This is a genomic window from Pasteurella sp. XG20 (assembly GCF_018968665.1).
In the GTDB taxonomy this organism is placed as follows: domain Bacteria; phylum Pseudomonadota; class Gammaproteobacteria; order Enterobacterales; family Pasteurellaceae; genus Pasteurella; species Pasteurella multocida.
This window is the reverse complement of record NZ_CP076656.1, coordinates 629831-655074: the sequence shown is the minus strand read 5'-3', so window position 1 is coordinate 655074 and position 25244 is coordinate 629831. Positions and strand designations below refer to the sequence as shown.

23 protein-coding genes and 2 tRNA genes are annotated in these 25244 nt (G+C 37.1%); 2 read left to right on the top strand and 23 right to left on the bottom strand.

Translation table 11 applies throughout. The annotated features are described in order from the left end of the window. The first annotated feature begins 130 nt into the window (after window positions 1-130). Window positions 131-2812: a DNA topoisomerase (ATP-hydrolyzing) subunit A gene (gene gyrA, locus KPF51_RS02980; protein ID WP_061406159.1), complete on the top strand. Its 2682-nt coding sequence runs from the start codon at window positions 131-133 to the stop codon at window positions 2810-2812. A 75-nt stretch (window positions 2813-2887) separates the two neighbouring features. Next, a complete protein-coding gene (locus tag KPF51_RS02975; protein WP_061406160.1) occupies window positions 2888-3256 on the top strand; it encodes a SirB2 family protein in 369 nt (122 codons plus the stop codon). Between the two features lie 217 nt (window positions 3257-3473). Here KPF51_RS02975 and KPF51_RS02970 read toward each other — a convergent pair whose 3' ends face one another. The 23 genes from KPF51_RS02970 to KPF51_RS02860 form a co-directional block, all read right to left on the bottom strand. Then, window positions 3474-5237: a TadE/TadG family type IV pilus assembly protein gene (locus tag KPF51_RS02970; protein ID WP_005754284.1), complete on the bottom strand. Its 1764-nt coding sequence runs from the start codon at window positions 5235-5237 to the stop codon at window positions 3474-3476. Between the two features lie 19 nt (window positions 5238-5256). Then, window positions 5257-5820, bottom strand: coding sequence for a tight adherence pilus pseudopilin TadF (gene tadF / locus KPF51_RS02965; RefSeq protein ID WP_005754285.1), 564 nt, complete (start codon window positions 5818-5820; stop codon window positions 5257-5259). Window positions 5821-5848: 28 nt separating this feature from the next. Continuing rightward, window positions 5849-6436, bottom strand: a complete 588-nt coding sequence (locus KPF51_RS02960; protein ID WP_014326138.1) for a TadE/TadG family type IV pilus assembly protein — start codon at window positions 6434-6436, stop codon at window positions 5849-5851. Window positions 6437-6451: 15 nt separating this feature from the next. Further along, on the bottom strand, window positions 6452-7225 hold the full coding sequence (locus KPF51_RS02955) for a lipopolysaccharide assembly protein LapB (RefSeq protein WP_005754290.1): 774 nt from the start codon (window positions 7223-7225) through the stop codon (window positions 6452-6454). Continuing rightward, a complete protein-coding gene (locus tag KPF51_RS02950; protein ID WP_005754292.1) occupies window positions 7215-8069 on the bottom strand; it encodes a type II secretion system F family protein in 855 nt (284 codons plus the stop codon). Before KPF51_RS02950 ends, KPF51_RS02955 begins: the two co-directional genes overlap by 11 nt. Next, a complete protein-coding gene (locus KPF51_RS02945) occupies window positions 8066-8950 on the bottom strand; it encodes a type II secretion system F family protein (RefSeq protein WP_061406161.1) in 885 nt (294 codons plus the stop codon). Before KPF51_RS02945 ends, KPF51_RS02950 begins: the two co-directional genes overlap by 4 nt. Further along, complete coding sequence (locus KPF51_RS02940) at window positions 8951-10228, bottom strand: CpaF family protein (protein WP_014326140.1); 1278 nt, start codon at window positions 10226-10228, stop codon at window positions 8951-8953. A gap of 19 nt (window positions 10229-10247) precedes the next feature. Further along, entirely contained in the window at window positions 10248-11369 is a 1122-nt protein-coding gene (locus KPF51_RS02935; protein ID WP_061406162.1) for a CpaE family protein, read from the bottom strand. Between the two features lie 16 nt (window positions 11370-11385). Continuing rightward, window positions 11386-11889, bottom strand: a complete 504-nt coding sequence (locus KPF51_RS02930; protein WP_061406163.1) for a protein RcpB — start codon at window positions 11887-11889, stop codon at window positions 11386-11388. After that, window positions 11886-13298, bottom strand: a complete 1413-nt coding sequence (locus KPF51_RS02925) for a type II and III secretion system protein family protein (protein ID WP_014326143.1) — start codon at window positions 13296-13298, stop codon at window positions 11886-11888. Before KPF51_RS02925 ends, KPF51_RS02930 begins: the two co-directional genes overlap by 4 nt. Next, entirely contained in the window at window positions 13295-14107 is an 813-nt protein-coding gene (locus tag KPF51_RS02920; protein ID WP_061406164.1) for an SAF domain-containing protein, read from the bottom strand. Before KPF51_RS02920 ends, KPF51_RS02925 begins: the two co-directional genes overlap by 4 nt. A 42-nt stretch (window positions 14108-14149) precedes the next feature. After that, on the bottom strand, window positions 14150-14581 hold the full coding sequence (locus KPF51_RS02915) for a prepilin peptidase (RefSeq protein ID WP_081106271.1): 432 nt from the start codon (window positions 14579-14581) through the stop codon (window positions 14150-14152). A 25-nt stretch (window positions 14582-14606) separates the two neighbouring features. Further along, window positions 14607-14789, bottom strand: coding sequence for a Flp family type IVb pilin (locus KPF51_RS02910; RefSeq protein ID WP_064661074.1), 183 nt, complete (start codon window positions 14787-14789; stop codon window positions 14607-14609). An 89-nt stretch (window positions 14790-14878) separates the two neighbouring features. Continuing rightward, window positions 14879-15100 carry a Flp family type IVb pilin gene (locus KPF51_RS02905; RefSeq protein ID WP_061406166.1) on the bottom strand — a complete coding sequence of 74 codons (222 nt, stop codon included), beginning with the start codon at window positions 15098-15100 and terminating at the stop codon, window positions 14879-14881. Window positions 15101-16027: 927 nt separating this feature from the next. Then, a tRNA-Leu gene (locus KPF51_RS02900) sits at window positions 16028-16114 on the bottom strand. A 26-nt stretch (window positions 16115-16140) separates the two neighbouring features. Further along, window positions 16141-16216, bottom strand: a tRNA-Gly gene (locus KPF51_RS02895). A gap of 188 nt (window positions 16217-16404) precedes the next feature. Then, entirely contained in the window at window positions 16405-16962 is a 558-nt protein-coding gene (pgsA, locus tag KPF51_RS02890) for a CDP-diacylglycerol--glycerol-3-phosphate 3-phosphatidyltransferase (RefSeq protein ID WP_005751628.1), read from the bottom strand. 95 nt (window positions 16963-17057) lie between these two features. Continuing rightward, window positions 17058-18884 carry an excinuclease ABC subunit UvrC gene (uvrC, locus tag KPF51_RS02885; RefSeq protein ID WP_042742630.1) on the bottom strand — a complete coding sequence of 609 codons (1827 nt, stop codon included), beginning with the start codon at window positions 18882-18884 and terminating at the stop codon, window positions 17058-17060. A gap of 33 nt (window positions 18885-18917) precedes the next feature. After that, window positions 18918-19694, bottom strand: a complete 777-nt coding sequence (gene kdsB, locus KPF51_RS02880; RefSeq protein ID WP_064661075.1) for a 3-deoxy-manno-octulosonate cytidylyltransferase — start codon at window positions 19692-19694, stop codon at window positions 18918-18920. 1 nt (window position 19695) lies between these two features. Continuing rightward, window positions 19696-19878, bottom strand: coding sequence for a Trm112 family protein (locus tag KPF51_RS02875; RefSeq protein ID WP_005716837.1), 183 nt, complete (start codon window positions 19876-19878; stop codon window positions 19696-19698). Window positions 19879-19889: 11 nt separating this feature from the next. Then, the gene (gene lpxK / locus KPF51_RS02870; RefSeq protein WP_005722669.1) at window positions 19890-20867 is read right to left on the bottom strand and encodes a tetraacyldisaccharide 4'-kinase; all 978 of its coding nucleotides are present in this window, start codon (window positions 20865-20867) and stop codon (window positions 19890-19892) included. Window positions 20868-20898: 31 nt separating this feature from the next. Further along, window positions 20899-22647: a lipid A ABC transporter ATP-binding protein/permease MsbA gene (gene msbA / locus KPF51_RS02865; RefSeq protein ID WP_005716843.1), complete on the bottom strand. Its 1749-nt coding sequence runs from the start codon at window positions 22645-22647 to the stop codon at window positions 20899-20901. Window positions 22648-22699: 52 nt separating this feature from the next. Further along, window positions 22700-25093 carry a DNA internalization-related competence protein ComEC/Rec2 gene (locus tag KPF51_RS02860; RefSeq protein ID WP_211599574.1) on the bottom strand — a complete coding sequence of 798 codons (2394 nt, stop codon included), beginning with the start codon at window positions 25091-25093 and terminating at the stop codon, window positions 22700-22702. Window positions 25094-25244: the final 151 nt, after the last annotated feature.

The window sequence follows — 25244 nt, the reverse complement described above, 5'->3', positions numbered from 1 at the left end:
AATAGAAACAATACGTTATTATTCCCCAAATCAGGCAAAATTTCACTATAAAATTAGGGGAACACTAGATTTTATGCTATAATTCCGTCAATTTTTTGATTAATCAAACTCAATGATTAGGAAGTTTTCAATGACCGATTTAGTCCAAGATACTATGCATCAAGATATTAGCCCAATCAGTATTGAAGAAGAGCTGAAATCCTCATATCTCGATTATGCCATGTCCGTCATCGTAGGGCGTGCATTACCCGATGTACGCGATGGTTTGAAACCCGTCCATCGCCGCGTATTATTTGCGATGCACGAAGGCGGGAATGCCTATAACAAACCTTATCGTAAATCCGCTCGTATCGTAGGGGATGTAATCGGTAAGTATCACCCTCATGGTGATAGCGCGGTCTATGACACACTCGTGCGCATGGCTCAGCCGTTTTCATTACGTTATATGTTAGTAGATGGGCAAGGTAACTTCGGTTCAATTGATGGCGATGCTGCCGCGGCAATGCGTTATACTGAAGCCCGCATGACTAAAATCGCCCATGAATTATTAGCGGATCTCGATAAAGAAACTGTCAATTTTGTGCCTAACTACGATGGCTCTGAACAAATTCCTGAAGTCCTCCCAACTAAAGTCCCTGCGCTTTTAGTCAACGGTTCTTCCGGTATTGCAGTCGGTATGGCAACTAATATTCCCCCTCATAACTTAGGCGAAGTGTTAGACGGTTGCTTAGCGTATATCGAAAACAACGAGATCAGCATTGATGAGTTAATGACTTATATTCCAGGTCCAGACTTCCCAACCGCCGCATTAATCAATGGTCGCAAAGGGATTGAAGAAGCCTATAAAACAGGACGTGGTAAAATTTATGTACGTGCCAAAGCTGAAGTGGAAACCGATGAAAAAGGCGGTGAAACCATTGTGGTGCATGAAATTCCTTATCAAGTCAACAAAGCCAAATTAATCGAAAAAATTGCTGATCTCGTAAAAGAGAAAAAAGTCGAAGGCATTAGCGCAATCACGGATTTATCTGACAAAGACGGGATGCGTATTGAAATTAAAATCAAACGTGATGCCGTGGGCGAAGTGGTTCTCAACAACTTGTATGCCTTGACCCAATTGCAAGTCACTTTTGGCATTAACATCGTTGCTCTCGATAAAGGTCAACCCAAACTGCTCAATTTAAAACAATTAATTGAAGCTTTCGTGTTACACCGTCGTGAAGTAGTCACACGCCGTACCGTTTATGAATTGCGCAAAGCACGTGAGCGTGCCCATATTTTAGAAGGCTTAGCCATTGCTCTTGCCAATGTAGATCCGATTATTGAATTAATCCGCAATGCGCCAAATCCTGAAAGTGCCAAACGTGCATTATTAGCGCAAGCATGGGAGCTTGGTCATGTATCACAAATGCTTGCTGCCACAGGGGTTGATGCGGCACGTCCTGAAGATCTAGAAGAACAATACGGTATTCGTGATGGCATGTATTATCTGACCGAAGTTCAAGCACAAGCGATTTTAGATTTACGTTTACAAAAACTGACTAACTTAGGTCATGATGAAATTCTTGATGAGTACAAAAAACTCCTCGATGTGATCGGCGAATTATTACATATCTTACGTAGCCCTGAGCGCTTAATGGAAGTGATTCGTGAAGAATTAGAACAAATTCGCGAACAGTTTAATGATCCACGTCGTACAGAAATTACCGCGAGCTCTGCTGATATCAATCTTGAAGACCTCATTGCCCAAGAAGATGTGGTGGTTACCCTTTCACATGAAGGTTACGTCAAATATCAACCCCTTACTGACTACGAAGCACAACGTCGTGGTGGTAAAGGGAAATCCGCAGCCAAAACCAAAGAAGAAGATTTCATTGAGCGTCTTTTAGTGGCAAACACCCATGACACCATTCTCTGTTTCTCGAGTCGTGGACGCTTATATTGGTTAAAAGTGTATCAACTCCCACAAGCTAGCCGTGGTGCACGTGGTAGACCAATCGTCAATATTCTTCCATTAGATGAAAATGAACGTATTACCGCGATTCTACCTGTCACTGCTTATGAAAAAGATAAATTTGTCGTGATGGCAACTGCCGGCGGTATCGTGAAAAAGATTGCCTTAACTGAATTCAGTCGTCCTCGTTCAACAGGCATTATTGCACTCAACTTGCGTGATGAAGACGAACTCATCGGTGTGGATATCACCGATGGTCAAAATGAAATCATGCTCTTCTCCGCACAAGGGCGTGTAGTTCGCTTTAGTGAAAATGCTGTGCGTGCCATGGGGCGTGCAGCAACAGGTGTACGCGGTATTAAACTGGCGTTAACGAATGATTTGTCGGATGATGAAAGTGCGGTCGATATGGAAGAGATCTCTGATGAGAATACTAATGATGCTTTGGATCTCAATATTGATAAAGTCGTGTCACTTGTTATTCCAAAAAATGAAGGCGCCATTTTAACCGCCACACAAAACGGTTATGGTAAACGTACTGAATTAGCGGAATACCCAACTAAATCACGTAACACCAAAGGCGTGATCTCGATTAAAGTGAGTGAGCGTAACGGCAAAGTCGTTGCAGCAACACAAGTTGAGGAAAGCGATCAAATTATGCTCATTACTGATGCCGGTACACTAGTACGCACTCGCGTAAATGAAATCAATATTATCGGTCGAAATACACAAGGAGTACGTCTCATCCGAACAAGTGAAAATGAAACACTGGTTGGGTTACAACGCGTTTGTGATGTCGATGAAGAAGACATTGAGAGTGATGTGAGCGAAAGGGCGGACGAAAGCGCAGAAAGTTAAATTCATTCACTAAATACAATATTATTTAAAGCAGTAGCCTCGCTACTGCTTTCTTTATCTTAGGGAAAAAAATCGATGGCATATTATCTTATTTATCTACACATTGCTTGTGCCTTTCTCAGCCTCAGTCTATTTATTATCCGTGGCATGATGCAATTAACAGGCAAAAATTGGCGAGACAGAAAAGTATTAAAAATCTTACCGCACTTAACTGATACGCTGTTGTTCTGTTCGGGAATTGGGCTATTTCTTCTTTTTCAGCAAAATGTAACAACATGGTTCATTTACAAAATGCTCTTTATCCCCCTTTATATTGCTGCTGCAACCATTTTCTTTAGCCGAAAAAGGTTAACATCACCTTTCAGCCAAAAGAAAAATCGCTTCTACTTTATTACGGCACTCATCTTCTTTCTCAGTACCATGGTTATTGCTTATTTGAAATAACATCTATATCTCAATCAATAGCGCAAAATGGCTTAGTTTGTTCGACTAAGCCTATGCCTTGAGCGTTTTAATTCATATTGTTGTCTATTCTGTATTATTCACGAAAAAGTTATGTTATGTAATGAATTAAAATCACCAGTAGATAAAATTTGAAAAACACATAAAAAAATCTCTTAGCCTGTGCTAAGAGATTTTTTAGCGTTATCCTTGGACAATCTTAAAATTTCGGTTTATGAGATGAAGAACGCCCCACCTCTTCTTCAAATCCAATAATTTGTTTGAAACTATCTAACAACTCTTCTTTCGAATAAGCCGTATAATATTGATCACCTACACATTTTTTCCAAGCGGCAACTTGGTTTGCTGGTGGACTATAGCCAAACGCAACAAACGCAATTCTTCCTGGTAACTCTCGTAAATTTGGATCTTGTAACTTGCCCAATTGTTCTCGAATTTTGTCACACATACCATTGTTTAAAAGAGTCGTTAATGTACTATAAGTTGGCCAGTTATCTTCACCATCAGATAATACTAAGATAACACGTTGAATATTTGTCCCGAGTTTCGAAGGTTGCGCATCAGGATTCTTATTCTCGTCCATCATGATATTAGCTCCAACAAGAAGCCCCGAAGATGCAGAAGTCCAACCAGAAGGACGAACAATATTCAACTCTCTTGTAATATCTTTATTTTTTTGATCAAACCAAGCTCGAGTTGTTCTTCTACCAATATTTCCGCCAAGACACCGTTCTTCATCAGTAAACACCATATCATAACGTCTGTTTGAACCATCAAACTGGGAAATTTGGTCAATCGTCCCACTTACATCTATATAAGTATTAAATAATTCTCTAATTGTCGTCCAGTCATTAATTTTTAGTGCATAATCCATAATTTTCTTAGGATTTGCATCAATTTGACAAGTTCTAGAGCTCCCTGAGCCTCTACAAGTTGAAGAATGGAATTTGTCATAATAGCCTTTATAATGCTCCTGGAAAGACACTGTACTTCTCTCCCATCTCCCAGCATTAAATTTCCAAGGTGTATTATTACCCGTAATCCAATAACGAATAGTTAATTTTCGAGAAGTTTGTGATATTTTTCCTTCATATGGAAGCACACAGCCTTCAGTGACATCCCGTTGTCTAACACCGCCAGAAAAAGTCGTAAATCCAATACGGTTGAAAGGGCTCACACCTTCACTAACATCCTCTGGCAATAAAATTTTCGAAATTTCACTAACCACTTCTCTTAGAATAGTAATTTTAGCTTTTCCTAGAGACCTGCCGTTTTTATCCTGTAAATGACTATTCATCGAACCAGAATAATCCGAAACAAGCATTAGCTCCACAGGAATCACGATGCCTTTTTCTTTAATCGCATAACTTGTCTCAGACTCCATTCTAATTCGATTTTTTTTCAGTTTATCTTCACTAACCAACGATTCACTGACAGGAAGCCAAAATTTACGATTGACGCCACCTTGCACTTCACAAACAATGGGTTTACGACGTGCATATTCATTAGCTGTAGGTAAATCTAACTCCTCACATGAATAATGAAAAGGCTTGTCAATAGTAATTGGTGCATCGGACGAAGCATTCGCATTTTCTGAACGTAAATAGAGTTTGGCAATACCTTGAATAAGCTCTTGATTACGCTTTTCTTGTTTTGCCATAAATTCATTACCACCAAATTTTGCTTTGTCTTGAGGCGATACTACTTGTCGATTAACATCACCATGTTTTTTATTTTCTCGGTAGCCATTATTTTCAGCGACCAACGCTAAGGCAGCTTGATCCATTCCTTGAGCTAAACGTGCTTTATCAAGCACAACCCCAGTTCCATCAACCGTAAATCCAATCAAAACTAATAATGGGAATGCCAGTAATGCAGTCATTACTGTATAAACACCTAGCTCATTCTCATAAAATTTTCTGACCGAATCATAGCAAGAACGAATTAAATAAAGTTTTTTCATAAAGTTCCCTAACGATAATTTATCGTGATACTGACATTGACGATGATCTAATCAGCCCCGTTGAACGCTCAGACTTATCCAGTAATATTGTTTCAAACAAGCCCTGAGTTTCAACACAAAGAGTAATTTGATAAAGGGGTATTTTTCTTTCATTATTGAGTTCTGAGCGAGGAGATAAATAGGATAAATCAGAAAGCCTTTTATAAGGCTTACAATCGCCAATGATATTTGGAATCCTCCGTCCAGAACCGTCTTGTGCCCAATATTCTAAAACAACATCGATCCTTTTATTACTATTCTGATCACCATAAATCAGTTTCTTAGCAAGCTTTTCAAATTGCTTATGATCATCAATATTAATTTGTGCAACTCTATCGTACAACTGTGTACGTTCACGGAGAATACTAACTAATGTATAAGAGGCATTATCTAACTTGCCTAATGTAGAACGTAACATTACTAAATCGAAGAGAAATGCAAATAGCACAATCAGAAACATTGACATAAAAAGGAACTCTATCGTCACTGCGCCCTTTTTATTTTTCCAAAAATGCTTGAATTTAACTAAACCTGACTCTTTCATATATAGCTCGAAATAATGAGTAAATTTTCTATGGATTCGTCCCAAGAGAACTTGGTTTTGCTCCTAACATAAATTGAGAACGCTCAAATTCCTGTACAACAACAAATTCACGGTTCAGTACTACTTGAGACCAAGACTCAGGAATAAATACTAACGGCACCATAAACTTATATTTATAAGTTAAAGAATATTGTGCTAAAGTCGCGCGACTCCCCGTAGGAGAGATTAACTCCCCTTTATGATTTTTTTGTGGTTGGCGAAATTTATTAAGCAGAAGATTTTTAATACATTCCGTTTCTTTATCACAATCCACATATTGGACTTTTACATCAAATTTATTATCTTCTAACAACGCCAAATATCCAATTGTCGATTCATCATGGAATTTTTTTTGCTTCGTAAGAGCTTTCCTAAATGCTTCTTCATAATTTCCAGAAATTGCTTGTTCATTCTTCGCAATTCTGACACTTTCTGTTATAGCTAAATCCCAATAAGCTGTCGCAACCGCTAATCGACAAAATTCAAAAATAAACATCACAACAAATAAATAGAACGCTATCGTCAAAGCAAATTCAATTGACGAGGTTCCTTTTATATTTGATAGAAACTTTTTCATATCAAATCCTTAGTGTTACCGAGTTACACCTTTTGATACATGTGTAGTTTTTTTCAATGCATTAATTAAATCATCTGGTGAAGTATTTAAACGCTCTTTAACAATGATATCTTTTGCATAATCAAGATCACCATTTTTAACTAAAGCAAAAACAAGATTATGAATCAATCGAGAATTCTTAACGCCATTTAAATATTGTGGCAACAGTAAAGAAACAGCATTATTAAAATCACCATTAATAATATTTAGCATGGCTAAATTATTAATAGCAACATTATCATTAATAAAGAACTCTCTTGCTTTATTGATATCATTTCGGGCATTCACCAAATTCCCATTTTGCGCATAAGCGATACCTCTTAAATTATATACTTCTCCTTCATTAGGTGATTTTAATAAGAGTTCATTTGCGACAGAAATTGCTTCTTGGAAATTATTTAATTGAATTAGATTTTTTATCTGTAATATTTTCGCTTGTGTAGCAAGCTTCGTATTATCATTCAGTAATGGCGTTAAATAAAGTAAAGAAGATTTGCTGTCACCTCGCTGATAGTATGTCTTCGCTAATTTATAGCGTATTGAAGGATCTTCTTTGGCTTTCAACACATCGCGATACAGTGAAATGAGAGCCGAATAATTTTGCGTACTTTCATATAAAGTCTCTTTCGCCGTTATTGTTTCAGATGACATACTTTTCTGTGTCATGCCTTGCTGAGAATGGGTAGAACAACCAACGACAGATAAAGCTAAACTAACAAAAACGATTTTCTTGGTAAATTTAAAAAACATTTGGAAATACCCTCATTATACCTGGTGCTAGAATTAAAATGATTATTGGGAACATAATAAACAAAATCAATGGGATACTCATTTTAGCTGATAATGTACCTAACTTTTCCTCAATGATTAATAATTGTATCTCCCTGATATCTGCAGACAACTGAATTAAGTGAGAATAAATTGAAGAACCAAAATTTAAACTCTGTTGTAAAACAGTACAAAACATTCTTATTTCTGTTGTTGGCAATGAGATCGAAAGATCTTGTAACGCTTGTGATAATCCCGTAAGTTCAGATTTTCTAATAATCCTTAACATCACATAAGTAAGATCTGGATTAAGTTTCTTAAAATCGATTGCCACTTGTTTTAAAGCCGCATCAATACTAATCCCTGTTTGAACATTTACTGCAACTAAGTCAATAAAACCTGGTAAATCTACCATGATTTTTTTCACCTTAGCTTTCAAAATAGCATTTGTCAAAATCCCTGGAATGACAATAATAAAAACTAAAATAATAGATAAACCTATGACAAAATTTGAATCGTTTTTTACTGCATATAAATAATATAGGCCTGATAATAATAATGTGACCAAAAGCTTCACACGTATATTTTTATCTAAAACAGCTAGAATCTTTAAAAAAGGATTATTGTTAATAAGTAGTAATTCTAATTCTATTTGCTGTTTCGTTTTATTCTTGTCAACATTTTCTTCCCCTTTTTCTTTTGGCCGCTCTCCCGCCAAAATTTCCCTACTTCTTTCTAATTTTTTCTTATGGGATAACGCAATCAGCAAAACTGCAATCCCAAAAATAATCAAGAGAAAATAAAACAAAATAATCTTCATTGTCATGTTGATTTCCTCATTAGCCACCAAATAATCAACATACCAAAGGCTTCACTGCCAAACACATAATACAATACATACCGACCACTAGGATCATTAAGTAAAAAGTCAAAGTTCTCAGGCATAGCAAATTGCATAAAGAGAAAAAAAGCAATTGGAAAACTTGCCACAATAAAAGCAGACATTCTTGCTTCAGATGTCATTGCTTTTTTCTTTTGCTCCATTTTTTTACTGTCTGCAATAACTCTCCCTAAGCGCGTAATCACTTCTCTAATCTGTCCACCTTTAGAAAGATTCGTTCTAATTATGGTAATAAAAAAGTAAAATTCTTTATAAGGATATCTGCTATAACTATCTTCAAATACTGACATTGGGTCTTCTCCCAGCGCCAAACGTTTATGTATAGCTTTAAATTCTTCGCCTAATTGTCCCGTTAAATCTTTGCCACAACGTTCTAAAGATTGTAATAAACCCGCACCGCCTGTTGCTGCCGCATTCATAATTTGAATAACTTCAGGAAACATTGCATTAAACATTTTCTGATTACGGTATTGCCCTAACTTCCAAACTAAAATAATAAACAAGCAAACAAAAATAAGCACAAATAGCCATCTTTCTAGACGAACATACGCCACATTAATAAAAAATAGAATCAAAAAGATAGCACTGCTAATAAAAATATTTCTTGCTAATTTTTTTCTATCACCACCAACAAAATAATATTGCCATAATTGAATTTTTTTCTTTATTTCCGCAATACTGTTTTTGGTTTTATCAAGAGAAACATCATGTGGATGAATCTTTCTTCTTGTTTTTCTCCACCCTTGAGCTGTATATAAAAACAAAATAACACCAAAAGCGAGAATAAAATAATACATTAAAGTCATTTACCCACCTTCAAAAATACTTTGTAATTCTGCACTTAAATTGAAGACCTGTGCATTTTGATATACAACAGAACGAGTTAATAAACCATGAGAAATAAATTCACCCGTAATCTTTCCATTTTCATCACGATATTTACTTGGTTGATAGGAAAAAATATCTTGCATAACAATTTGCCCATTTTCCATTCCCATCAATTCCGTAATATTCATGATTTTCCGTGAACCGTCATTCAAACGCGAAGCTTGCACAATAATATTTACTGCAGAAGCAATATTACGGCGAATTGCTTCAAGTGGTAAAGACGCATTAGACATCATGACCATACTTTCCAAACGTGCGGTCGCATCACGAGGACTATTCGCATGCAGTGTAGACATTGAACCATCGTGTCCCGTATTCATCGCCTGCAACATCTGGAACGCTTCTCCACCACGACATTCCCCCACAATAATACGCTCAGGACGCATACGTAAGGCATTAATCACAAGATCTTGCATCGTAATTTCGCCTGTACGCTCGACCCCCGCTAGACGTGTTTCTAAACGCACTACATGAGGTTGTTCTAATCTTAGTTCTGCAGTATCTTCTAACGTAATAACTCGTTCTTGCGGAGAAATATAATTTGATAACGCATTTAATAATGTAGTTTTCCCTGAACCTGTACCACCAGAAACAATGATATTCACGCGAGAACGTGCCGCGATAATCAAAAAATTCGCCATTTCACGCGTCATAGAACCAAAATTGACTAATTCTTGTAATGATTTCTTAGATTTACTAAATTTACGAATAGATATTGAGGTTCCATCTAATGCAATTGGGGCTATCACAACATTCAGACGGCTTCCATCAGGTAAGCGTGAATCGACTAATGGACTCCCATCATCAATGCGTCTCCCCACTCTTGCCACTAATCTTTTAGCAATATCTGTTAGTTGCTCATTACTAATGAATCTTTTATCAGTCTTTTCTAGAATACCTGCTCGCTCAACCCAAACATCATCAGGACCATTCACTAGAATATCATTGACCGTCTCGTCTTCCATCAATTCTCTAATTGGACCATATCCATCTATTTCATCAGCTATGCATTCTGCCATAAACAATGCATCCGCTGATGTAATATAGATATTTCCTTTACCAGCAACTTTATAAACGACTTGCACCAACTCGTCTACAAGCTTATCGCGTTCACTTTGAATCTCATCAATCTTTTCAATATCAAGATTACTTAACAATTCATTTCTAAAAAAAACTTGCTGTTCTTTGGTTAACATATTAGATGTTCTTCTTCAATTAATTACCCATTATCGCTTTTCTTAACGATGAGAATAAACTTTGTCTCTCTTTCTTTTGCTTATGACGGGATACAGCACCAACGACTTTCATCATGAGTGTATTAATTTCTTTTTTACCTACACGACCTAAATCAATATCTAAAACGGTTTTAGCGTCCGTTTTTTTCAAAAACGGAATGACAACGTCAACCTGACATTTTAATAATGTTTCGATATCACTAATCGCCATTAATTTAGACGTTTCTAATCTAGAATCAGATATACATATAAAAGTACGAATTGGTTTACCAGTGGTACTTCTCATTCTTTCACATTCATCTAAAAATTGTTTGGCTACACGTAATGCAACAATACTCCGTTCGACAACTAAGACAAAACTGTTGCTATATTCTAAAAATTTAACAAAATCGTCTTTAACGACATTAAAAATTGGCTGATCATAAATAATAAAATTATATTTATCCGTCGTCGAAACAGACAAACGAGAAGGAATACCATTAAATAAATCTAGATTGTTAGAATACTCAACGATATCGCCTTGCAATTTTTTATCAAAGGCAAGATCCAAATCTTGAGAACCATTAGGGCCTTGTGCTAACAACACCGGTACTTTCTTATTTGTGACGATTTCATTAGCTAAATGAGAACTAATTAAGCTTGCACCAGAACCACCTTTACAACTTAGTACAGAAATTCTCACTGTATGACGAACTAAAGGAATATTCACACCAGATACAATTTTTTCAGCCATTTGGCTCAATTGTGTATCTGAGTGAAAATAAAGCACTCCCTCTTCTAATAATTTTTGAGCTAAAGAAATAGAATCGCTTTCACCAATAACACAACACCACACACTTTGAGGAACAATGCTATAAATATTTTCCGCGATAATTTTGATATCCGTTTCATGTCCTATATCGACAATAACACCTAATGTTTCCTCTGCTAAAAATGCTAAATCTGAAGACAAAAAGAAATCGGCATCAACAATTTCTAGATTTTCTAATCCTCGCGTCCTTAATATTTGTGCAATATCATTTTGAATATGCCCTCGGCTAGAAACGACAATAATCTTTCTAGCACTGTCTACTGTAATATTTTCCTTATCAAGTAATAACATAAAGCGAACCTTCTTATTAATATTTTAATTGAATGCGCTGATTACTTTTCGTTGCACAAGGGTTGAGCCCATCCCAACTCATCATATCTTCAGCTGTATCAATTCGACAGTTAGCACGCTTTGTGCCAATTCTTGATACTTCAACATAAAGCGGATAAAGCGCTTTTTTATATTCGCTACGCACAAGTTTAATCGATGCGGCTTCAACGCCTTTGTTTATCAAAAATTTACGCATACCTGTGGCTTTTTTTTCTGATTCTTTATTCGACCAAATAATATGAACACGCTTATTCCTATCACTGCCCACATCTCTGAGCACTGAATAAAGCACATTATGGTAAACTACATCGGAATATTCCGACACCACATAACGATTCACTAACTGTGTACGACTAAATCCATCTAATTGCACCGGCTGTGCTACGTTAGTGTTAGTTACTAATTCATTTTTAGAAAATGCTACACCTTGTGCAGAATACATCAACGTAACAAAGACAATACTAGTGACTAACTTTCTCATTGGATGAACCCTCCATTTCTTAAGAAATTAGTGCTTAATGTTTTATGATACACATTTTTAATTGGTGTCAGATTAAAAAAGCGCTCCATAGTCCCTGTTTGTTCAAAGGTAGGATACACAATATCACTTTCATGTACTGGTTTCACTACATTTACTGTTGCAACAATCACGAGTTCTTTATCTTCTCGATCTGTTCTTGCATTACGGAAAAATGAGCCTAATATTGGGATATCGCCTAGCAGTGGTACTTTATTTATTCCTTCCGCATCCTGAGAACTAAATAGTCCTCCAATAATAAAACTTTCCCCATCTGCAACTTCAAAAATAGATTTCGCACGACGTGTATTGAAATAAGGCACAGTACCTACATTATCATAAGCATAGCTTCCTGCAATCGTACTTACACTTTGATCTAGTGCTAAGCGAATACGTTTATTTTTTTGTACCTTTGCCCCCACAATCAACTTGACTCCAAATTCTTTATAAATGATTGTTGCACTACCCTCTTTATCTTTTTGAGCAAAAGGTAATTCTCCCCCAACCAAAATATCTGCTGTTTCTCCTGATAAGAGAGAAATACTTGGTTCAGCCAAAATTTTGCCATTATCCTGATTATTTAAAGCATTAATAAAAGCTGAAACACCGGTTGCATTTATATTAAGCGTTGAACCACTGCTTCCACCGAAACCACCGCTTAAAGAGACACTTCCACCAAGTAACGGTCCACTATGGACACCAACCACTCTTCCCCAGTTAATACCTAAAGCTTCAGTGAGTTTCTTATTAACTTCGACAACAGAGAGTTTCACATTAATTTGTGTTGTATCTGCTACATTTGCATTATTAATCACACCATCAAATTGATATTTATCCAAAAACGGAATATATTCCTTTGCACCTTCAGAACGATTAAACATTGTTTCTGTGACTTTTTTACCATTTCCTAACGCTTCACCTACAATACGATGCGCTTCTTCACTTTCCTCTAGCGTACGTGCTTTCCCTTCTATCACATATGCCTTCCCGACTTTCTTAACTGAGAGGTTTGAATTAGGAAAGCGTGCTTTAATTTGACGATTCGTATCAGATATATCGTTGATATTACTAATTAGTGGATTCACATTGATAAAATCCGTTGTCAACGGTTTACCATCTTGACCGAATGCTGTAACTTCTGCTCTTCCTTCTTCTTTGGCATAAATAATAAAACTATTATCATCTAAGATTTCATAATCGGCTACAGAAGGCGAAGAGACAAAAATAGTATCAATTTTCTCGTCAGTACGAACAAGTTTTGTTCCACCTTGCTCTAAATTAAACGTTTTAGAATACACTAAAGATGACCAAATCAATCCGCTTCCAATTAATAACACAGAAAGCCATTTTTTTGTTATACATTTATTATTCATGATTTGTTACCTCTTAATTTTCTAATAAACACACCACGGTTATTTGAACTTTCCACCTCATCAACAGAAGGCAATACAATTAATTTAGAGTCTTTCTCAAGTTCATAAAACATTTTAGCTTGATTTGCATTGACCTTAAGACTGATATAGCCAATATATTCACCTGCTAATTCATCTTGTTTTTTTACAGAATCATTATTTTCATCTAGTACCTGAAACACATTGACTTGCAATACTAAAAGCTTATTAATGATTTTTATTAAGCTATTTTTATCAATACTTTCTTCTCTTGCTCGATAGGCAATTTTTTGATTATATACCGACACATAATCACCACTGCGTAAAGTATCCAAAATATAACGTTCTGTTGGTTTTAGATAGATTCTAAAGGCAATTTCTTGCTTCGTGTCTAAACTTGACAACAAAAACCTAGCATCATTAGGTGAAATAACAGTGGAAGGAGAAAGTAAAGAACCTGACTTCAAATTTTCGGCAACTAAATGACCTTGAAGTGTTTTGAATTTGGAAAGTGCTAACACATCGGTTAAATCATTATTTATAAGTGGATTATCTTCCGTCACTTTAATTTCAGTTAAAGAATAATCTTCAACTTGTAATAAGCTACCAGCTTTGATATCTCGCTTCAGCTCAGCAAGAGTAATTAATTTTTCTGGTTTTTTTTCAGTCTCAGATAAGGCAACACCACCTTCCCCAACACTTGAGCTATCCCCAGTTGGCATAAATAAGATCCCCCCGACACCAACAACCAGCGTAAGAAGAGAAATGATAAATAGCATTCTATAATTCATTATAGCCCCTTAAATTTTTATATAGTTTATCTTGTAAATAATTTAGCTAAATAAGAATAAATTGGTCAAAAAACCACAACTAATTGCGACACCATAGGGTAAACCATGTTGCCTAATGGAATGTCTAAAAAAAAGAAATCCAATGATAATTAAAAATAAACCCGAAAATGCTGTAAAAAGAAAAAAGTATATTATTTGAGAATGAGGTATAGTTAACATTAACACCGACATCAGCTTGATATCGCCGGCCCCCATAACCCCAAAGGTAAATAACAAAAAACCAATAACTAATGTTAATAATGCAGGCAGAAAAAAAATCTGTTTATATTGAATCCATGCCAGTGGCACAATGACTAAAAGTAACAAAAACACAATTTTATTACTAATAATTCTTGACCGTATATCCGTCCAAGAAAGAATTATTAATAATATCAATGTTATACAATGAAGAGAAAAGATAATAATATCACTCACGGCATCCAAACCTAAAAATAGTCACTTATTTCAGTGCATTCACTACTGTAGATTTTAACAAGTCAAATTTCGCTTGGATAGCTAAAACAAGCCCATTGTCATTATACAGCATTGACACAATAAAAACGGCAATCACAGTAACTATTAGCCCATATTCAATCGATGTGATTCCTTTTTGAGATTTAAAAAATTTGAAAAAATAAATCATACTTAGTAACCGTTTTGAATAAATAGCCAACTCACTCCATAATGACACAGTAAGTAAGTCAGCTATTACAATACAACTAATATCAACGATTAATAAGTGGTACCAGTCACAGCATTAATTAAAGCCTCAAATTTAGCTTTAAGTGCTGTTACTAAACTACCCTGACCATAGAATGCATAAGTAATCACGACAGCGACTGCCACAGCGATTAAACCGTATTCGATTGCAGTTACACCACGCTCGTCTTTCTTAAAGTTACGAATCGATTCAGTTACAGCGATATAAGCTTGAGTTGTTAATTTACTAAACATTTTTATGCTCCTAATTTTTAATTAAAAAAATAATGATATTCTCATCAGAGATGTGACTGTTATCTAGTGATAATTGCATAAGAAAACATTTTTAATCACCAAATAATCTGAGGGAATTTTAATCATATTTTTTGCCGAACTGAAATGAAAAAATATACAAAAACAACTGGTCCGATGAGTTAGCAAATAAAATAATACGTTTCTATAACACTTTTACATCTGTCGCTGCTCTTTCAAATGAATCTACGTTGATTAAATAATATCACATTTTATTGTTATTAGAGTAGATCAGCTTTTAATAAAGTATGCTCCAAATAATTAACTCACTTATCTTACAAACGTATCTTAAATGTTATTTAGACACGTAATGGGCAACAGCTATTACAATCCTCATTATTCAGTATCTTTTGTGCTATCGGATCCTAAGTATCCAACAATCATACCAGCCTTCTGATTGTGTCAGCTAAGGAGAAATCACTACCCCATGTGATAAGAACGCCCCATAACAACACCATTCAAAAGGAGTGAGACAGAAAGATAAATTGAAATAAAGTATACATGTTTACGTTTATCTCTCTACTTCATTTATCAGTAAAGTCATAAAATCTTATTAGGGTAAGTTGATTTATTTCTGTACTATACATTTTCTCTTTTATATTCACAAAATAAAAAAACTTACATAACATTTTTTTAATATAATATGTTTAATATATTTTATAAAATAAATAACATAAGCCGTAATGTTTAAATATTAAACAAATAAAAATCATTCGCAAATAAGCCAGAATGGTCAAACAGATAAAAAGCAATCTTAAAAAAAGAGAATGTTATTACTAATAAGGAAATGAGGAAAACAAAAGTAGGAAGTCTTAGATACAAAAAAAGCCGCGTTAAGCGACTGGATTGTAGATCTTATTGCTATTTTAATGGTGCCCGAGGCCAGACTTGAACTGGCACGCTTCGAAAAGCGAGGGATTTTAAATCCCTTGTGTCTACCGATTTCACCACTCGGGCATTATCACTAATGCAATATGAGATATTGGAGCGGGAAACGAGGCTCGAACTCGCGACCCCAACCTTGGCAAGGTTGTGCTCTACCAACTGAGCTATTCCCGCGTTGCATAAGAAACTGTGTTCTCAAACAATGATGTGCATTTTACTTATTTCTCTGAATGAGTCAAATAAAAAATGTAAAAGAATAATTTAATCGCTTAAAAACAAATCACAATATAAAAAAACGCTTATTCTCCAACCTAAAATAGAGGCAAAAGAAAAGGCACTGGAGAAAGTGCCTTTAAACGTATTTAAAGTGTAATATCCGAAAGTAAGCTGCCTTTAGCCGCTTTTAAATATTGTAACATCGACCAAACGGTTAAAATCGCCGCAACGTACAGTAAAACAATCGCAGCAATTTCCATCACCACATTATAGCGCCACAACAATCCACCTAACGCTAACATTTGTGCTGTGGTTTTCACTTTTCCGAGCCAAGATACCGCCACTTTATTCCTGTCGCCAATTTCAGCCATCCATTCTCTTAATGCGGAAATGATGATTTCTCTAGAAATCATGATCACTGCTGGCAAAGTAATCCAAAAAGAATGGTGATATTCAACAACCAAAGCGAGGGCGACTGTTACCATCACTTTATCCGCAACAGGATCTAAAAATGCGCCAAAACGTGTCGTTTGTTTCCATTTTCGTGCAAGATAACCATCAAACCAATCTGTGACGCCAGCAATAAAAAAAATCAATACGGTTAAAAAAGGCGACCACGAGAAAGGCAAATAAAATGCAATGACAAAAAAAGGAATTAAAATGACACGGAAAAGCGTAAGGAATATAGGAATATTTGGTTTCATAGAAAGAGTCAGGTCCGTTTTTATAGTCTAATTATTCTAAAACATATCTGTTTTATTTGAAAATGGAATTTTCATATCCTAAGAAGATTCATGTATTAATCTCGCAAAGCATCATAAATTCGTTCGGCAAGGGCTTTAGAAATGCCTGGAACAGAGGCGATTTCATCTAGCGTAGCCTTTTTGACCCCTTGCATCCCACCTAAATATTTCAACAATGTTTGACGGCGTTTTGCACCAACACCTTCTACCGATTCTAAGCCACTCTGTAAAAAGGCTTGTTGGCGTTTTTTACGATGTCCACTAATCGCATGCTGATGGCTTTCATCACGAATATGTTGAATCAGATGTAAGGCTAAATGATCAGAAGGTAAATGAAGTATTTTTCCCTGTTTGCTTAGAATTAAGGTTTCTAACCCTGCTTTCCGATCAATGCCTTTCGCCACACCAATTAAGTGCGGTTGATTTTTATCCCATTTCACGTTTAGCTTAGCAAACGTCTGTAACGCGCGATTAAGTTGTCCCTTACCACCATCAATAAAAATCACGTCTGGGATTTTTTCTTGCTCAAGTGGCTTATCATAACGTTTTAGCAAGGCTTGCTCCATGGCTGCATAATCATCCCCAGCGGTAATTCCGGTAATATTAAATCGACGATAGTCCGACTTTAATGGTCCATCTTGATTAAAAACCACACAAGATGCAATGGTTTGTTCACCCATTGTATGACTAATATCAAAACATTCCATACGTCGAATTTCACCTAACTGTAAAATGGCTTGCAGCGCTTGATAGCGTTCTTTGAGTAACGTACTTTGTTTAAGCTGAGTGACTAATGCTGATTGAGCATTCATTTTGGCTAGTTGCAAGTATTTACTCTTCTCACCTTTTGTATTGTCTTGAATATGAACTTTTCGCCCCGCTTGCTGAGTCAGTAATTCTTCTAACTCAGTCTTTTCCGATAACTTATGATCAACAATAATACGGTGTGGAATACTGCGTCCTTGGTGTGCCTGTAAATAAAATTGCCCCACAAAGGTTGCCGTTAACTCAGACAACGTTGTATTTGCCGGTACTTTAGGGAAATAGCTCCGATTCCCTAACATTTTACCTTGTCGGATAAACAAGACCTGAACACAAGCAATACCTAATTGGTAAGCAATCGAGAGAATATCCATATCATCCAGACGTTCAGTGGACACAAATTGTTTTTCCATGACGGCACGGACAGCTTGAATTTGATCACGAATGCGAGCCGCCTCTTCAAAATCCAGTGCTTGGCTGGCTTGTTCCATTTTATGTATCAAATGTTCAAGCACTTGCTGGTCTTTGCCTTGTAAAAAAAGACGAGCTAACTCAACTTGTTGTAAATAAGCCTCATCCGTCACATAACCTGCAACACAAGGGGCTGCACATCGTCCAATCTGATATTGTAAACAAGGGCGAGAACGGTTGTTATAAACGGCATTTTCACACTGGCGGATTGGGAAGAGTTTTTGCAGTAAAGAAAGGGTTTCTCTGACCGCACTAGCATGCGGATAAGGTCCAAAATATTCGCCTTTAATTTTTTTACTTCCTCGATATGCACTAATACGAGGATGGCGCTCTGCGGTTAATAAAATATAGGGATAGGATTTATCATCGCGTAATAAAACATTATAACGCGGCTGATAGGTCTTAATGTAGTTATGCTCAAGCAATAAGGCCTCTGTTTCCGACGATGTAATCGTGGTGTCAATTCGTGCAATCGCACTAACCAGCGCCTCTGTTTTTTTACTGCTAAGATGAGTGCGAAAATAACTTGAGAGGCGCTTTTTCAGATCCTTCGCTTTTCCCACATAAATGACGGTGTCTTTCTCGTCATACATACGATAAACACCCGCATCGTGGGAAACATTGGCTAAAAAGGATTTGGCATCAAACATAAACAGCATCAGGCGTCGCTAAACGCCTGCCCTTTATTTTTCTAAAATTGACCGCACTTTTTCTAAATCTTCAGCGGTATCCACGCCAACCGGCGGCACTTCTCGCGCTAATTCTACATGGATTTTTTCACCATACCATAACACTCGTAATTGCTCTAAGCTTTCAATCTGCTCTAATACACTCGGTTGCCATTGAATATACTGTTTAATAAAATCTGCACGATAGGCATAAATACCTATATGACGTAAATAGTGATCGGACAAGACCAATTGTCCTCTTGTGCTTTTTTCTTTTGGTAAAGAGGCAAATTGATCACGATGCCATGGAATCGGTGCACGGGAAAAATACAACACATAGCCGGCATGATCGGTCAATACTTTGACCGCATTAGGATTGAACAATTCTTCTGGATCCGTTATGTTGACTGCCAAACTTGCCATTTTTACTTGGTATTTTGCTAAATTCTCAGCAACTTGACGTACAATTGCCGGTGGGATCAAGGGTTCGTCTCCCTGAATATTGACAATGATTTCATCTTCCGCAATGCCTAACTTCTCAACCACTTCAGCTAATCGCTCAGTTCCTGACTGATGTGCTTCAGATGTCATGCAAACTTCTGCGCCAAATCCTCGTGCAACTGTCGCAACTTGTTCATGATCTGTCGCGACAATGACGCGTTTTGCACCTGACTGCATCGCCTTTTCAAAGACATGTGCAATCATCGGTTTTCCCGCAATCTCCGCTAAAGGTTTCCCAGGTAAACGTGTTGACGCATAACGTGCAGGGATAATGACCGTAAAATTTGTCATATTACGGCTCCTCTTGTCTTGCGGATAAAGGCATGGCTTGTTCCGCTAACAATACCGGGATACCTTGATTGATGTCATAAGCAACTTTATCAAAATGACAGACTAATTTCTGGCTGGTTTGATCAAGCGCTAAACGCCCATGACAAATAGGACAAGCGACAATCTCTAATAATGTTGAATCCATGTTTCCTCACTTCATACTGTTTTGCGAATTTCATCAAATTTTGCCAAAAATGACCGCACTTTTTCACCTTTAATCTCTGCCTCTACGGGGACATACCACCAATTCTTTTGCGCAAAAGACAGACATTTGACCGCATCTTTTTCCGTCATTAACAAAGGCTGAGTTTGATCAAAATCGACAAATTGTGCTGCCTCAAACGTTTGATGATCTTGAAACGCTTTGGTTTGAATTAATTGCATTGATAAGTTTTCTAACATCGAGAAAAAACGTTGTGGATGCCCAATACCCGCAATAGCAGAAACACGATGGAAATCACTCAATAAGCGTGATTCACCTGTCACAAGATTAATGGCATGATGAGGTACAAGTGTCATTTCTACATCACTATACTTGCTCGCCTGGCCATGACAAATAATCAGATCTACTGTATTTAAACGGCTTGGTAACTCACGTAATGGTCCAGCAGGTAGTAAAAAGCCATTACCGAATCCACGTTGTACATCGAGCACCACAATTTCAAAATCACGTTGTAATCTATAATGCTGTAATCCATCATCACTGATGATCAAATCACAATCAGGTTGATGCTGTAATAACAATTCAATGGCATGTTGACGATTAGCAGAAATACAAACAGGGACTTGTGTACGTTTTGCAATAAGGACTGGTTCATCGCCCCCCTGAATGGGATCCGTGTCTGGCGTCACAAGTAAGGGATACACAGATGATTGGCTTCCGTAGCCACGAGAAATCACACCAACCTTGAGACCTTTTTGTTGTAACTGTTTGACCAGCCAAATAACGACAGGGGTTTTACCGTTTCCCCCCACAGAAAGATTTCCTACGACAATCACGGGCACAGGCGCGCGATAAGAGGCGAATATCCCTTTTCTAAAGAGGAACTGGCGGCAGGTGCTGATGAGCCAAAATAAAAAAGAAAGTGGCAGCATCAACCAAGTGATCCACGTGCGTGAATACCAAAATTGCATAGATACCCCTTTCTGTGATAGTTAAAAAAAATTAATGATTAACTTGAATATGATGTAACTGTTTGTATGCACCATTTAATGCAAGCAGTTCGCTATGTGAACCACGTTCTTTAATTTCACCATGCTCAATTACCAAAATTTCATCAGCATTTTCAATCGTAGATAAGCGATGTGCAATCACAATGACGGTACGTTCTTTCTGTAATTTCTCCAATGCTAATTGAATTGAGCGTTCAGATTCTGTATCCAATGCAGAAGTTGCCTCATCTAAAATTAACACTGGGGAATTTCGCAATAATGCGCGAGCAATCGCCAAACGCTGACGTTGACCTCCAGATAAATTCACCCCATTCTCTCCGATTACCGTATCTAAGCCATGTTCAAGCTTTTCAATAAACTCCATGGCATAGGCATCTTTTGCGGCTTTAATAATTTCCTCACGGCTATATTTGTCTTTTGCCGCATAGGCGATGTTATTTGCAATGGTGTCATTAAATAAATGAACTTGTTGTGAAACAACCGCACAGTTCTTACGTAAACTGGATAAACGATAATCTTGAATATTAATGCCATCTAACGTAATTTCACCTTGATCAACATCGTAAAAACGCGTCACCAAATTCGCGATCGTTGACTTACCAGAACCAGAACGCCCAACAAGTGCTACGGTTTTTCCTTTTTCAACATCAAAAGATAAATTACGTAATGCTGGCTCATCTCGACTTTGGTAAGTAAAAGTAACATTTTTAAAGCTCAAATAGCCTTGAACATTTTCCCCTTTATGTGTTCCTAGATCTTTCTCCGTTTCTAAATCTAATAACGCAAACAAGGTTTGACAAGCAGCCATCCCTTTTTGAAACTGTGCATTCACGTTCGTCAAGGATTTTAGCGGTCTCATCATCGCTAGCATCGATGAAAAGACGACAGTAAAGGAACCCGCTGTTAGATTTTGATCCATAATGGTTGGGACTGTCGCTAAATACAACACAGCAGCCAAGGCAAAAGAAGCAATAATTTGCACAACCGGATTGGAAATCGCATCTGCAACCGCCATTTTCATTCCTTTCCGACGCATATCGTTACTGACATGGTTGAAACGCTCTTCTTCCACTATTTGTCCACCAAAAGAGAGTACTACTTTATGTCCTTTTAACATTTGTTCTGCGGTAGAGGTCAATTCTCCCATTGAGTTTTGCATATTTTTACTTAATTCTCGAAAACGCTTTGAAACAAAACGAATTAGTACAGCAATAATCGGACCAATTAAAAACAGAACAATAGATAACTGCCAACTGGTATAAAGCATCACTGCTAACAAAGAAATAATATAGGCACCTTCTCTGACAATTGTAATTAACGCCCCCGAAGAGGAATTCGCCACTAACTCAGAATCATAAGTGATGCGAGACAACAGTCGTCCACTGGAGTTTTGATCAAAAAAAGGTACGGGCATAAACATCAGGTGTTTAAAAATGCGACGACGCATAATCATCACCACTTTACCGGAAACCCAAGATAAGCAATAAGATGAAATAAAATTACTGATACCACGCAGGAAGATAACAAGGACCACAACGTATGACATTGTACGTAAAAAAGAAACATCTGCCTTGCCAAAGCCTTCATCTAAAAGAGGTTTTAATAAAGAAATTAATCCTGCATCGGCTAATGCATTAATCACTAAAGCAATACCCGATACTACTAATCCAAGTTTAAAAGGGCTAATAATTGGCCATAACCGTTTAAATGTCTGTACTGTTGAAAGATCTTTATCTTGCATAAATTTTTTTCGCTTTCAAATTAAATTGGGCGACATTGTACCTTTATTTTGTTTACAAGCCAATTAATCTACGATACCAAGGCGAAAAATCCGTTCTTGCGGTTTGAATCTCGATGTGTTTAGCATGAAAAAGTAAGCTAATTTGTCCTAACTCACCAGTGTTATATACAGCCGTTTGATAACGTTTAAGTCGTTGTACAACCTGAACATGTGGAAATTGCCATGGATTCCAACGACCACTTGAAGTCAGTGCGATTTTTGGTCGTGTTTGATAAAGAAGTTCATACCCTGTTGACGTTTTACTGCCATGATGTCCAACTTGTAACACATCAAGTTGACTTAACTGATTCACAAACTGCTTTTCCGCAGCAATATCTGCATCACCAGTTAAGAGGAGATGATGAGAACCATCTGAGATCAGTAACACACAAGAGTCCGTATTTTTCGCTCGCTTCACTATTTTAGTCGGTGAAAGGGCCTTGAATGTTAAGTGTTGCCAAGTCCAGGTTTTACCGGCTTCACAAAAAGTGCGGTCAGTTTTTCCGTAATTTTGAGCAGATGCCGTCATCAGCTTCGCTTGAGGGTAATGTTTTAGAATTGTTTCCGCGCCCCCAACATGATCATTATCATCATGGCTTAAAATCACCTGTTCTAACTCAATCCCCTCTCTTTGTAAATAGGGTATAATTTCCAGTTCCGCCATACTTCCTCCCGCCCAAGACGCCCCCGTATCATACAAAACCCCTTTCCCATTCACGACAATCAAGTTAGCTAACCCTTGTCCAACATCGAGCGTATCTAAACGCCAAAGCGGTTGAGATATCTCCTTATAAAGTATCTGTAAGAAACAGTAAAGACTGATGACAACAGCGAGTAAATAAGTTTTCCATTTTAAAGACGGATTTAACAGCCGCATTTGATTAAGATGAAAAAAACGTGGTACTTTAGCGTAGCACTTCAGTGATTCTTTTTTTAAATCATAGAGATACCAAATCAATATAATAAAAGTTAAAGCTAAGATCGCGATCAGGCAGAGTATTTCCTGCTGTGAGAATACAACCCAATGAGATTGTAATGGAGTTAAAAGCATCGTGACGTATTTCGCAACAGTATTTGCAATAGACCAAGAGGAAAATGCCCCTTGAGTGATCACCGCCAATAAAATCAATGGTATTAAAATCACACTATAAATAGGCACCACAAGCACATTCGCCATAAAGCTCGTTAAAGCTATTCCCTGAAAAAGCAATAATTGAACGGGAGTAAAAAGCCACAATAAGCCAAGTTGTAAATGAAGAAGACTAAAGAACCAACGACAGTTGCGCCAAGGACTCTCTGTGATCTTTTTTCCTCGCCAATGTAATAAAGACAGCGGAAAAATTTGATACCAAAGCATTAATACACTCACAGCACCAACCGACAGCCAGAAACTGCTCGATAAAATCATACATGGTTCACCTAGCAATAACAAAGCAACAACTAATAAAAAAAATTGCCAAACAGAATAAGAACGCCGCCAAAGTTTTACCCACGACACGACAGTTAAAGCAAAAAACGCGCGTGATGTTGGAATACTAAAGCCCGCCAACTCAGCATAAAACCATGCAAAAAGAAGCCCAACAATGATTGGCAAGGTCGGTGTCACCCACTTTAATGGCAATAGGAACTGAATTAAACGAATAAAGAAATAACCTATTCCCATCGCAAGCCCAATATGTAAACCCGATATCGCAATCACATGTGCTGTACTGGTTTTTTGATAAGTTTGCCAAATGTCTGTGGGTAACCATGCCCGTTCACCAAAAGCCAGCGCAAGTAACAGTCCTTGATATTCCAGCTGCATGGTCTGTTTCACTCCCTCTCGCAACCATTTTTCTCGCCAAGATAACTGTTCACTTATTTTGACCGCACTTTTTACCGTTGCATAAGCGGTAATGCCTTTGGCGAAATACCATTGCTGTTTATCAAAACCGCCCATATTGAGCCTTGATGAAATCGGTCTGAGCCGTAGCTCTCCTTTCCAAATCTCCCCTATCTGTGCTTTTTCTTGCGCGTGCCATTGAAGAATCATTTTTTGTTTTGCTTGTTGTGGAGATAATTGTGCTGAAACCACAAAAGTTTGATAATTTTTTTGTTGTAATACTTCAATGATTTTAAATTCTGTCTCTATCTTTCGAGGCAGTTGAGCAACCAAGTCCGCTTGCAATAATGTCTGACGAGCTTGATCGTGAATATAGCCTAAAATGCCTACTGAACTCATTACAAAGATCAGAGGCGAAATCCAGTGATTTTTGCCACAAAGAACACAAATGATTATGCTGACTAGCAATAATGCGAAGACTAACAATGTCATGTACCAATGTAGCAAGAAATGTTCAGGTAGCCAAAGTAACGAACATGCGCTGAATACGGTCACGACAGACATTGACAAAAGAGCGTTTTTCATACCTTCCACGCTGGTTTGTGAAAAAACGAAATCATTATCTACAAGGTGGAAAGCGAGTAAATTTTGACTCTCATTTTGTAATCTAGATCTCAAAAATCAGATTTATTTCAAGAAAAATTGTAATATCAGGTAAATTCATTTGATAATTGAG